We start from the raw sequence: 11,782 nt of genomic DNA, 5'->3' as shown, positions 1-11,782 counted from the left end.
CCGGCTCTCCTACGTGGGAACCCAGCTCCTCGCCGGTGCCGCCGCAGACCTCACGAGCGGCTTCCGGTATGTGATGGCCGAAGTCGGGTTGACCATGAGCGAAGCCCTCAAGCTCGTCACCTCGACCCCCGCACGCGTGATCCCCGGTACGAGACCTGGTCTTGGCCATCTCCTGCCGGGGGCCCCCGCTGACCTCGTCCTCCTCGACGAGTTCGGCAGCGTCCAGGCCGTCGTGCAGTCAGGACGATGGGTGACGGGCGGCCCGCAGTGACCCAGTCGCTGGACCCCGGGAGGGGCTTCAGCGTCGGCACCGCAGTCGTCGACGTCTTCCCGCCCGCCGGCACGCGGATGGCTGGCTTCGCCGCTCGCACGGAACCGAGCATCGGGGTCCACGACCCGGTGAGCGTGCGGGCCCTGGCGGTGGACGAGACGTGCCTTATCACCGTGGATGTGTGCGGGCTGCATGAGACCACGTGCCAGGAGATCGCGGCGGCCCTGCCGCTTCCGGCAGCGAGCATCGCCGTGACTGCGACCCACACGCACGCCGGGCCGTGCATCATGCCTGGAAGGCTTGGCGGCCATGACGAGAGGGTTCTCGCGGAGATCCGATCCGCCGCAATCACCGCGGCAGAGAAGGCGATCGCCCGGCGCACATCCGCTCAGCTCTTCTACCGCGAGGCAACCGGGATCGGCGTCGCCTCCAATCGTCGACACGGCGAGCGGAGAATCGATCCTCCGGCACAGCTCGCCTCATTCCATGGCAACGACGGGACGCCTCTTGCCTGGGTTCTCCTCTACCCGTGCCACCCCGTGGTTGTGGGTCCTGCGAATCGGCTCATCAGTGGCGACTACCCCGCTTTCTCACGGGGGGCTCTCGAGTCCGCCGCACCCGGGTCCACCGCGTTCTTCCTTCCCGGAGCAGCAGGAGACGTCAACACCGGCCACTCTGCGGAGGCGTCCTACTCCCTCTCCCAGAAGACGCCGCGGACCTTGGCCGAAGCCGAACGCCTCGGCACCCTCATCGCCGAGAAGACCCTCACCGCAACGCCGCGTCCTCTCCCGACCGACGGTCCGGCGGCGGCGCGGCAACTCGTGGTCGACCTGCGCCTGGAACCGCTCGACGACGTCGGCCCCGAGGAAATGGCGGCGAAATGGCGGAGCGAGGCTCAGGCAACGGACCCCGGTCGGGCAGCGCTCCTCCGCACGTGGATGCAGTGGGCCCAGCAACGCCGCGCGGATGAGGAACTCTCATGGCATGCCCCCGTTACCGCCTTCACCTGGGGTCCGCTGACCCTGATCGGACTGCCCGGCGAGCCATTTCTCGCGACGGCAGATGAAATTGCGGCCGGACTTGACGGAATCGTCATGGTCACCGGATACACGAATGGGTGCCCCGGATATCTTCCTGCGAAGGACGAGTATAGATTCGGAGGATATGAGGTCCTCGACGCGCATCGCTATTACGGAATGCCCGCCCCGTTTGCGGCCGGAAGCGCAGAAGAACTCGTGCGGGCAGCAGTGAAGCTAGCGTCGATGTGATTTCCCGGCCGACCATTACCCAATTGGCGTCACAGCTTGGCGTCGCCCCGTCAACGGTTTCGCGCGCCTTCACCCGCCCCGATCTGCTGCGCCCCGACACCGTGGACCGCGTGCTGGCGGCCGCCAAGGCGGTGGGCTACGTCCCCAACAACAACGCCAGGGCCCTCTCGACCGGAAGGGCGGGCGCCATTGGGCTGATTGTCCCTGACATCGCCAATCCCTTCTTCCCGCCGCTCATCCGCGCGGCGCAGAATCACGCCAGCGCGGCGGGGCTGTCGGTCTTCCTCGCGGACAGCGACGAGGACGCCGAGAGGGAAGAGCGCCTCATCATCGCGATGGCTCCTCAGGTGGAGGGCCTCCTCGTCGTCTCGTCGAGGCTGCCGTCCACCCGTCTCCGCGAACTTGCGGAAAGATACCGCCTCGCGCTGATCAATCGGGACGTGGCCGGGACCTTCCGCGTGCTTCTCGACGCGACGAGCGCAATTCGGGCGGCCCTGAATCACCTGGAGGACCTGGGCCATACGCGCATCGCCTACGTCGGCGGCCCCGAGCGCTCGTGGTCGAACCGGCAACGGAGGGGCGCGGTCGAGGCCGCGGCCCGCCAGCTCGGTCTCCATTTCACGTCCTACGGCGTCCCTCCCGGAACGTATGAGGCGGCCAAGGCGCTCAGCCGGACCGTCGTAGGAAAGGGGGCGACCGGCGTCATCGCCTTCGACGATGTCCTGGCCCACGGACTCATGGGCGGATTCGCCGAGGAACGCATCGATGTGCCAGGCGACGTCAGCATCATCGGGTGCGACGATGCCCTCGCAACCCAGACCTTCCCCGCCCTCTCGACGATCTCCTTCAACGTCGCCGACGCGACCAGCGCTGCCCTCCATGGCTTGACCGAGCATCCGAATGACGCGACTCTTCCCACCGCCCGAATCACTTTCGACGGAGCCCTCGTCTTGAGGGGCACCACCGGACCGGCGAGGGAGCATCCGGCCTTCATCAAGTGACCTACAGCGCCCCCAGCGCCTGCGCCACGACGACGGCCGACGCCGCCGACCACGCCTGGGGCCGGCACGCCGACGGATACGGGAGTGCGCGGCCCACCGTGGCGAACGAGTCCCCCGAGTGCAGCTCAGGCATCCGGTACTCGAACGATTCGGCGGCCTTGAGCAGCCCCTCGGCCAGACGCGACGCGGCCTCGACGTGGCCGGAGGCGAGGAGTCCCCTGATGGCGATCGCCGTATCGTGCGCCCACACGGACCCGCAGTGGTATGAGAGCGGCCAGAAGCCCGCACTGGACGTGGCGAGCGTCCGCAGCCCAAAGCCCGAGTCGAGCTCCGGGTGCACGAGTCGCGCGGCAACGATGCCTTCTTCCTCCGGGCTGAGCAGCCCCGTGCCCAGAAGGTGGCCCATGTTCGAGGTGACCGTGTCCACCGGCGCGCCATCGCCGTCGAGCGCAATCGCGACAAAGGCTCCCTGCGCATCCTCAAGCCAGAAGTCGGCGCGGAAGCGGTCGGCGAGCGCCGCGGCGGTCTCCCGGAGCTGGGCCGGCGAAGTGCCCGCAGTGGCGTCGCCCCGCCGCCCGAAGGCCTCGAGCAGCTGGGCCCCGTGAACGAGGGCCTCGTGCGCGTACCCCTGCACCTCGCACAGCGAGATCGGGGCCTTCGCGAGCCGCCCATCGCGGAATTGCACGGCGTCAGCGGAATCCTTCCAGCCCTGATTCGCGAGTCCGTGGCCGGAGGTGTCCAGATAGTTGAGGTACCCGTCTCTCACGCCGTCGGCGATCCACGCGAGCGCGCGCTCCGCCTGCGGAAGGAGCCGTTCGACGGCGTCGACCGGCATCCCGGCGCGCCACGCGTCGTGCAGGAGGCACACCCAGAGCGGGGTCGCGTCCACGGTGCCGTAGTAGAGGGGCGGGAGGCTGAGCTCCTCGCCGTGGAGCGTCAGGGTGGTCCGCCGCAGCTCGTGCATGATCTTCCCGGGATCTTCCTGGGACTCCGGATCGCTCTTCACGCCCTGAAAGGACGCGAGGACAGCCAGGGTGCCGGCAGCGAGCTCGGAACCGAGCGGCAGGAGCAGGCGCGCGGCCCACAGCGAGTCGCGCCCGAAGAGCGTGAAGAACCACGGCGCTCCCGCAGCCAGGAACTCGGCGTCCGGGAGGGCCGGGAGCGAGAGCCGCAGGCCGTCGAGGTCGCGGAGCGACCGTTCGAGGAACCGGGCGAGGCGGGTCTCTGCAGGGCGTCGTAGGCCTCGCCAGCCGTGGGGCGCGGCTCGGCGCGCTCCGACGACGACGGCGATCCTGTCCTCCGCGGCAACCCGCCACCTCACCCGGGCGGGCTTCCCCGCGGAGGCGGTCACGGACCAGCGGAGCACCGGGCGCGCCGGCTCTGAGAGGTCGACGACGGCGCCCGGCGCCTCGAGCGTGGCCCGCACCTCGCCGGCGGCCCAGACGAGACCCGGCTCGGCCTCCTGGGCCGCGAGCGGCGTGGTCGCGATGCCTGACTTGACGGACTCCATCGGGGCGAGGTCCGCGGCGAGCCGGACGGTGATCTCGGTGGTGACCGGCTCCGCCGTCGAACTCGTCAGCTCGATCTCCTCGTGCATGCCGCCAGCCTCGACGCGGCGCGCCCGGGTGAGACGCAGGGTCGGGTCGCCCCACGTGGTGCCCAGATGCCGCGGGAGGCCGACGACGACGAGCCCGCCGTCGTCGTCGTGCCATGAGCCGGCCGGTTCGGCCTCCCGCCCCCCAATCTCGAGGACCGCCTCGCTCAGGACCCGCACATCGGAGTGCATCAGGCCCTGGACGGTAGCCGTGCCAGGCGCGGCCAGCCTGATCTGGCCATCACGGCCGGACCAGGCCTGCGTCGGCGCGCGGTGGACGATCTCGAGGTCGTGGAGGAACGGCTGCAGCTGTTCGGGCATTCGTTCAGTCTGCTGGACGCCGCGGCGCCGATCAACAGCGCGTTCAGCTCACCATGCGAACGGTCCAGAAATCGCTTGAGAGGCCGGTCGAAAGCAAGTATTGGTACGGCATCGTGAAGTAGCCGCTCTGGCCCCAACCGTTCCCCCACGAATTCCGAACTCGGAAGCGCTGGCTCGAATTGTCGTAGCCTACGGCCATGACGGCGTGACCGCCCAGGACCTGCTCGTTCGGCTGGGGCATCGGCACGACGCCGGACTGGGCGACCTCTTGGCCCTCGAACGATTCGTACACCGTGAAGCCGAAGACAAACGGGAAGCCGGCGGCGAGGCAGCCCTGCATCTGCTGGAGGCTGCGGACCACGCGCTGATACGCGAGGGCGCGGTGATGGGAGGCGTCGTCATAGCACTGCTGCGGCGGCTGATCAGCGAACTTTCCGATGTCGTATGGCCATTCCGTTTCCTGGCACGCTCCCTGCTTGCCGACCGACTTGATGCCGTCCCGGATTTGCGCGCCAGAATCACTCGCGACCGTGTTCTCCATCACGCGTTCGTTGTAATAGATGAAAAGCCGGGAGGGAGTCTTGTAGTCGCCGATGGATTGCTTTCCTGCGTCGAATTCGAGGGCGCCCGCAATCGCGTTCGCGGTGCAGGAGCCGAGTTGGCCTTGGTCGTAGACGGGCGGACATTGGCTTGTGAGATCGGCCGACGACGGCAGCGCGCCGAGGACGGTAGGCGGCGCCGCGAAGAGATGGTCGCGTTGGTCGGGGACGTCCGGCACCCAGCCGTAGCCGTGGGTGCTGGAGGTTGCTTCAGTGCTCATGGGGGTGGTTCTTTCACGCGGGCGGCTTTGGGCGGCCCAAACTGCTGCGCATCCGCCCGCTGCATCTGAGCACGGGGCGGGGAAGGCGTTCCCAGCCGGGGCGCTGAGTGGCGAGTCCCGGCTGGCACGTCTCGACTCGGACGCTGGGAATCCGAGCCGATCATTAATTTGTCCTTCGATTTTATTAACTCCACGATGCTCATGTCAAGAGCTCGACCCTAACAGTCTCGGTCTAGTAGAGGCGCCCCTCCGCCAAGATCCTCTCGACGTCTTCGGTGGAGATCCGGGCCTCTGTTGCTATGTCCTCGGCCCTCATCCCCGCCGCCTTCGCTCCCCGCACGATGGGCACGAGCATGTCGGCCCTCTTCCGAGCGAGCTCAACTGCCTCAGCCAGGTCGGCGGCACCGCGACGCAACTCTCCTCGGAACTCCGCAACGGATTCCGGCTCTGGTGAGACCCGGGATTCCGGCTCAAACTCCCAATCTGCCACGTCAGACTTTCAAGCGGTCACGTTGCATGGAACGACGGTACCCCGGAATGCGAATCGTCCGTCGCACCCTGCGGACGTGACGGCGCAGCGGGAAGGCACCCTGCGGACATGACGGCGCAACGGGAAGGCCACCCTGCGAACGTGACGGCGCAACGGGAGGGGTCAAGGCGTGAGGCGCGCGTCCCGGATCGTCGCCGCGAGCTCCGGCGCAGTGCCGGGGAACGGGGCCCGGCCCCAGACGGCCAGATACAACTCCTCGGCGGACCCGGTGACGGTCCCGAGATACGTCTCCCCCGAGCCGCGTTCGGTGTACCGCGCCCCGAGGGCCTCGATCGTGGCCACGGAAGACCCGTTCGAGACCACCTCGAAGCGCACGGTCCCGGGGAGCCCCTTCGACCGGCCGAGTCGGACCTGCCGCGGGTAGAAGCCGTCGACGACCTCGCGAAGACCGTCAAGAGCGAGGTCCTCCGGGAGGGACCAGGGCTCGGGCACCGGTTCCCCGGCCGTGGCCAGCGTGGCGATGAGGTCCGTGGTATGGACGGCGGTTTCGTGCACCTGCCGCCGGGCCCAGAACGAGGCGACGCGTGGCCCCCACAGCGTCCAGGCGGGAGCGTCAGGCGGAGTCTGCCGCAGGGCGGTCACCAGGGCTGCGGCCCGGTCCCGATACCAGAGCGGCAGCGCTTCGCCGTGGTCCACGAACCGCGGCACCTCCGGCTCGCTCTCCGCGCCCAGACACGCGAGGGCCCAGGCGTGGATGCTTCCGAGATGGATGACGAGCTTGCGGGCTGTCCAGCGGGGGCAGGCGGGGACGAGCGCGTCCCAGTGCCGAACGCGGTCCGCGGCTGTGGCGAAGCGCGTGGTCAGGTCGTCGAGCTGGCCGACGGCCTTGGCGTAGTCGTTGAGGACGGTTGGCTGGCCGAGGTCAGTCACGGCCTCCACGATAACCATCACGCGACGGCGGCACTACCATCCCACCAAAAGTTCATCTCGCGCTTGGAGATAGGCCATCGTCGGCAGGTAATTCCCGTGCGTCGCGACGCGTGCCATATACGAATCGGGCTCCATTTCCAGCGCCACCCTATCCAGGTTGTTCGGCATCGCCGAATAGGAATAGCCCGGGAACCCCAGGTAATCCGTGCGCCGCCACAGATTGATCCACACGGGCTGCGGGCGGGACGGGAGTGCGAAGGCGCCGTTCGGAATGTGGAGCAGCTCGGTCAGCGGCGTGCCCGCGACGGAAGGCGCAGGGCTCGGCACTGGATGATCCCCGAGGTCCTTGCCCTTCCACGGGTCGGCGGTCCAGAACGAGGGAGCGGCGATCCCGGGCGTGCCGAGCACCTCTGGCCCGAACAGCTCGGGGAAGAACCGCCCGAAGTACGGGCGCAGCTGCATCCCGAACGTGAGCAGCCGAATGCGCCCGAGCAGGTCGGATTTGCCCAGCGCGGCGAGGTGGAACAGGGCGGCGACGCCGAGGACGGTGCCGAGGCTGTGCGTCGCGAGGAGGACACGCCGCTGGGGAGCGGGCTTCCCGTCGGGCTCGAGCCAGCGCATGATCCGGTCTGCGAGCTCGGGCACGGCCCGCTCGGAGAAACACGCGGGCCCGAACGGATGGGCGGCTCGGGGCAGCCAGGCCATGAGGTCCCACAGGAGGCCGAGGGGCCGCCCCCGGCCGGCGGTCGCGGCATTGGCGACGGCGGCGCTCACCACGGCGAGCGCGCCGAGCACCACGCTGGTGAGCACCGCCCACTGGGCGAACGAGGAGAAGGCGGCGACGCCGTCGTCCCCGCCGAAGACCGCCCTGAGGGCGCCGCGGATCCAGGCCCACCGGTCCGTGACGTCGCGCGCCTGCCGCATCACGGTGAACGCGAGGGAGACCGTGACGGTCACGCCGATCACCCAGCTGAGCGTGTGGAGCAGGGGCTCGGCCCGCTGCAGGAACGCGCTCGACCGGCGGACGGCGTCGATCTCCCGCGCGAACACCGCCTCGGCAGGGTCCACGGGAGGGCTGTCGATGATGGCCTTGCGCAGCCCGAGCCACGCGAGCACGCACAGGAGCGCTCCGACGAACACCACGATCAGCACGAGCACGCCGCCGAACGCCCAGAAGACGGTGGGGACGGCGATGTCGTGCGCGCCGTTGGGGATGGTGAGGTCCCGGAACAGCGGATCGGCTCGGTCCGCGCTCGACTGCAGCCGCCCCGCTCGCAGGTAGGAGCCGATGCCGAGGGCGACGGCGCTCGCCAGGAACGCCGCGATCACGAGCCCGAGGTACATGAACACGCCCGGCCCCGCCCCGTGCCACGCGTGCTCCTTCCGATGCGGGTCGCGGCGGCGGAGGATGAGGTACGGCAGCACGAACCCGAGCGCGCAGAGGACGACGACAGCGATCGCCAGGGCGTTGGCGCCCGCCCCGAGCGGATCGAGCCATCCGCCGACCACGACCACGAGCGCGGCGACGCCCACGGTGAGCACCGCCATCGCGATCCACTCGTTGTAGCCCGAGCGCACCACGCAGCCGACCGTCGCGAGGATCGTGAGGCACACGAGGATGATCGTGGGCGTGAGCTGCCCGGCCGTGAACGGCGAGGACGGATTCTCGTCGGACAGGCTCGCCTCCGTGATGAGGCAGCCGATGTACGTGAGGGTGGCCGCGGCGAGGAGGAGGAACGCCCAGACGTGGCGGCTCGTCCAGAAGTCCGCGGCGAGCGGCGGGTGGATCGAGCGCGCCCAGACGGCCACGACGAGCGCGACGACGCCGAGCTGCACCGAGGCGAGGATCAGCAGCGACGACGCGGCGGCGCCGTCTCGGCCGAGGGCGTCCGACATGAGCAGGATGACCACGAGGTGGATGCTCGCCGCGATATGGAGCATGCCGGTGGGCGAATTGATGCGGCGCCGCACCCAGAGGCTCGGGACGGCAAGCGCGAACGCATCGCTCTCGGTCTGGTTGTCGAGGGCGCGGGCAGCGTCGCCCGCACGGGTGCGGAAGCGGACGTCGCTCACGAGCCCCAGGAGCGAGACGAGGACGACGGCGAGGATCGGCGCGAGTGAGAGCGCCGCCAGACGCTGCCCTCGGGTGAGTTCCCGGAGCCCGTCGAACTGGGACGGGAGGGCGCTGCAGACCTTCCAGCTGTTGGGCTGGCCGGTCGGCTGGAAGCACTGGACGGCCACGAGGTCGAAGGCCACGGTGGAGACCGCCGAGACGAGGAGGAGGGTCAGCAGCAGGCCGAACAGCCGCACGACTCCCCCGCCGCTGCCCGTGCGGATCCCGCCCTCGCGGCTCGGGTCGGGGCGGAATGAGCGCGCCCAATAGGCGGCGTTCGCGAAGCCGAACGGGGCGATGAGGAACCAGCCGAGGTTGTAGACCACGCGCCCGACCTTGCCGAAGAAGCTGTTCCCCTTCGAGAACCGGTCGAGATTGCCCCAGCTGTAGGCCTCGAGCCTGGTCTTCTGGCCCGGGAGCGGGGACTTTGGGGCGTAGAAGCCGGCGAGGTTGTCCCCGAGGGTGACGGCACCTTCGTGGACCATCTGCAGGTTGTCCGTGGTGGTCCCGAGCATCTCCTGCGGCGGGGTGTTCCGGACGCCGTGGACGCGCAGCTCGAGGACTTCGAGGGAGGGGCCGGTTCCGTTGGGTGCTGTGGACATGATGCGTCTCCGTTGGAGATTCCCAGCACTTGCGTCGATGGTACTCCTGTCCGGCTACTTCTGTCCGGCTACTCCCGAATAGCCTTCACGAGCGGGGCCTTTCCCAGCGCCGTCCGCTGGATCTCGTGCACGGGGATGATGTTCACGGGGGTCCCCACGGCTCCCGCACCGGCGAGGCCGAGCATGACGCGATCGCGCAACGCGCGCAGGTCCGTGCCGAGAGGCAGCCCTGCGAGGAGCACATCGAGGCCGTCCGGCCGCTGCACCACCTGCCAGCCCGTCACAGGCGCGTCCTCGAGCGCGGCATGGAACACGTTCGGGTGGACCGGCACCGTGGCCTCACCCACCGGCAGATGCAGGACCTCCTCCGCACGCCCCTCCACCTTGGTGAGCAGCTCGAAGGACCTGCCGCACGGGCAGCCGCGGCCGTCAAGCCGAACCTCGTCCGACATCTCATAGCGGATGAGCGGGAGCGTTCGGGAGAACAGGACCGTCACAAGGATCCGGTCCCCGGTGACGCCCCGGGGCACCGGCCGGTAGTCCGCGTCGACCGGCTCGACGATCACCAGATCCTCGTAGACGTGCTGCCGCCTGGCCGAGCACATGGAGGCGATCCCGGCTGTCTCGGTGGTGCCGTAGACGTCGAACGGCTCGCTGCCCCACGCGGCCGCCATCTCCCGTGCGGCCCGCGAGCCGAGGACCTCGGACGCCGAGAGGACGGCGCGGGGCGCGATCTTCAATCGGCCGCTGAGCTGCTCGGCGGCCAACGGCCAGAGAGCGGAGGGGTACCCGATGAGAAGGTCGGGGCGGAAGGCGTTCAGGCGGCCGACCGTCCGCTCCGGCGGATCCCCGGCGTCGAGGCGGAGCGTCGGGAACAGCATCGAGTTGAACGTGGCGGACAGCACCGCGGACTGGTGGGTGGGCCAGCGGGAGGTGACAATCGCGACGCGCGCCGGTCTCCGAATGAGGCCGGGCAGGCCGGCCCAGCTCGGGATCCGCGTGTAGGAGGCAATGACCGAGGCCCACTCGCGGTGGTCCCACACGAATACGCCCCGCCGCCCCGTCGTGCCCGCGCTCGCCGCCACCCACCAGCGGCCGCGCCACGGGACGGAGGGATCGCCGTCGTTCTCCACCAGCTCGCGGAGGTGGGCCTCGACATCAGCCAGCCGTAGGCTCGGGGCGGTGACGGCCTCGTCGAAATGCTCCATGAGCTCGGCCTTCGTCACGGGCGGCAGGGCGGAGAGCGGCGCGCGCTCCAGGCCTGCGTAGCGCTGGCGGTAGAAGGCAGAACGTCCGACGGCGTACGCCCGCAACCGCTCGAACGCCTCGGTTTGGTGGGCGGCAATCCGGGCGGGACTCCAGTGCTCGTGGAGTCGCCAGGCGGCCCGGAGCGCGAGGAGGCGAGCGAGAAGCTCTGCGTCCAGACCGCTCATGCACAAAGGCTAGAGATCTCCGACTGTTGCAGCTAGAGTTCGCGGGCCCGGAAACCCCCTCGCGGAGGTACCCTTCGGCCATGACGTTGGAGCGGTGGCGGAGCCTGTCCGAGTGGCCGATGATCGGCGCGGCAGTCGTGTTCCTCGTGGCATATTCCGTCCAGGTGATTGCGAACCTCCGCGAAGAGGAAGGAATGTGGGCCGAGGCCCTTGTCTTCGCCTCGTGGGCCGTCTTCCTCGTCGACTACACCGTGCAGCTCTACCTCGCCCCGGACCGCCGCCGTTGGTTCGTGCGGAACCTGCATGAGCTTGCCATCCTCCTCCTCCCGGCCCTCCGCCCGCTGCGCCTTCTGCGGCTCATCACGTTCCTGCGGGTCGTGCACAACAGGGCTGGCGACGTGCTCCGGGGACGGCTGCTCCTCTATGTGGTGGCGTCCGCGGTGATGCTGGTCTACTGCGGGGCCCTCGCGGCCGAGGACGTCGAGCAGAACGTTCCGGGCTCGAACATCCGCTCGTTCGGCTCCGCCATCTGGTGGGCGCTCGAGACGATCACCACCGTGGGCTACGGCGATCACTATCCGGTCACCATTGCGGGCCGCTTCGTGGCTGCTGCGCTCATGATCGCGGGCATCGCCGTCCTCGGTGTCGTGACCGCCTCGATCGCCACATGGCTTGTCACCAGCATCACCACGGCCGCTGCGGAGGAGGTCGAAAGCGAGGTGGAGGAGGTCGAGGCCGAGGTCGAAGCGCTCGACGAGTCAATCGAGGCGAAGATCGATGCGCTGAGCAGGCAGCTCGCGCAGTTGACGGCCGCCTTCGAGGCGCTCCGCGATCAGTCCGGAGATGGCCATCCAGAAACCCCGAGAATCCGCGGTTGAGTGAAGAAATTCAGGATACTTACGCAGAACCCTTGATTCGCTAAAGATCTTCACTATAGTT

10 protein-coding genes are annotated in these 11,782 nt (G+C 69.1%); 4 read left to right on the top strand and 6 right to left on the bottom strand.

Translation table 11 applies throughout. The features are described from left to right. The 3 genes from ACTHL9_RS06665 to ACTHL9_RS06655 all read left to right on the top strand — a co-directional run. A partial coding sequence (locus tag ACTHL9_RS06665; protein WP_440518064.1) for an amidohydrolase family protein occupies positions 1–271 on the top strand: 271 nt, incomplete at its 5' end. Further along, positions 268–1,539, top strand: a complete 1,272-nt coding sequence (locus tag ACTHL9_RS06660; protein ID WP_440518063.1) for a hypothetical protein — start codon at positions 268–270, stop codon at positions 1,537–1,539. The genes ACTHL9_RS06665 and ACTHL9_RS06660, both read left to right, overlap by 4 nt. Positions 1,540–1,562: 23 nt before the next feature. After that, a complete protein-coding gene (locus ACTHL9_RS06655; RefSeq protein WP_440518062.1) occupies positions 1,563–2,540 on the top strand; it encodes a LacI family DNA-binding transcriptional regulator in 978 nt (325 codons plus the stop codon). A gap of 1 nt (position 2,541) precedes the next feature. Here the strand turns inward: ACTHL9_RS06655 and ACTHL9_RS06650 are convergent, their stop codons facing one another. From ACTHL9_RS06650 to ACTHL9_RS06625, 6 genes are all read right to left on the bottom strand, one after another. After that, positions 2,542–4,455: a glycogen debranching N-terminal domain-containing protein gene (locus ACTHL9_RS06650; RefSeq protein WP_440518061.1), complete on the bottom strand. Its 1,914-nt coding sequence runs from the start codon at positions 4,453–4,455 to the stop codon at positions 2,542–2,544. 43 nt (positions 4,456–4,498) lie between these two features. Continuing rightward, positions 4,499–5,275 (bottom strand): C1 family peptidase, encoded by a 777-nt coding sequence (locus ACTHL9_RS06645; RefSeq protein WP_440518060.1) that lies wholly within the window; start codon positions 5,273–5,275, stop codon positions 4,499–4,501. A gap of 232 nt (positions 5,276–5,507) precedes the next feature. Further along, on the bottom strand, positions 5,508–5,765 hold the full coding sequence (locus tag ACTHL9_RS06640; RefSeq protein ID WP_440518059.1) for a hypothetical protein: 258 nt from the start codon (positions 5,763–5,765) through the stop codon (positions 5,508–5,510). 162 nt (positions 5,766–5,927) lie between these two features. Then, entirely contained in the window at positions 5,928–6,695 is a 768-nt protein-coding gene (locus tag ACTHL9_RS06635) for a maleylpyruvate isomerase N-terminal domain-containing protein (RefSeq protein WP_440518058.1), read from the bottom strand. Positions 6,696–6,728: 33 nt separating this feature from the next. Then, on the bottom strand, positions 6,729–9,410 hold the full coding sequence (locus ACTHL9_RS06630) for a hypothetical protein (protein ID WP_440518057.1): 2,682 nt from the start codon (positions 9,408–9,410) through the stop codon (positions 6,729–6,731). 68 nt (positions 9,411–9,478) lie between these two features. Further along, positions 9,479–10,843, bottom strand: coding sequence for a phenylacetate--CoA ligase family protein (locus ACTHL9_RS06625; protein WP_440518056.1), 1,365 nt, complete (start codon positions 10,841–10,843; stop codon positions 9,479–9,481). A gap of 80 nt (positions 10,844–10,923) precedes the next feature. On the opposite strand from ACTHL9_RS06625, the gene ACTHL9_RS06620 reads away from it, so the two are divergent. Beyond that, positions 10,924–11,721, top strand: a complete 798-nt coding sequence (locus tag ACTHL9_RS06620; RefSeq protein WP_440518055.1) for a potassium channel family protein — start codon at positions 10,924–10,926, stop codon at positions 11,719–11,721. The last annotated feature ends 61 nt before the right edge of the window (positions 11,722–11,782 follow it).

The sequence above is a fragment of the Sinomonas sp. genome (assembly GCF_051955515.1).
Classification (GTDB): domain Bacteria; phylum Actinomycetota; class Actinomycetes; order Actinomycetales; family Micrococcaceae; genus Sinomonas.
The sequence above is the reverse complement of the archived record's forward strand: the minus strand, read 5'-3'. Positions and strand labels throughout refer to the sequence as shown.

Coding starts and splice junctions, on each gene's coding strand:
- ACTHL9_RS06650 (WP_440518061.1), bottom strand. CDS start 4,455: ATGCCCGAACAGCTGCAGCCGTTCCTCCACGACCTCGAGATCGTCCAC.
- ACTHL9_RS06645 (WP_440518060.1), bottom strand. CDS start 5,275: ATGAGCACTGAAGCAACCTCCAGCACCCACGGCTACGGCTGGGTGCCG.
- ACTHL9_RS06630 (WP_440518057.1), bottom strand. CDS start 9,410: ATGTCCACAGCACCCAACGGAACCGGCCCCTCCCTCGAAGTCCTCGAG.
- ACTHL9_RS06625 (WP_440518056.1), bottom strand. CDS start 10,843: ATGAGCGGTCTGGACGCAGAGCTTCTCGCTCGCCTCCTCGCGCTCCGG.
- ACTHL9_RS06620 (WP_440518055.1), top strand. CDS start 10,924: ATGACGTTGGAGCGGTGGCGGAGCCTGTCCGAGTGGCCGATGATCGGC.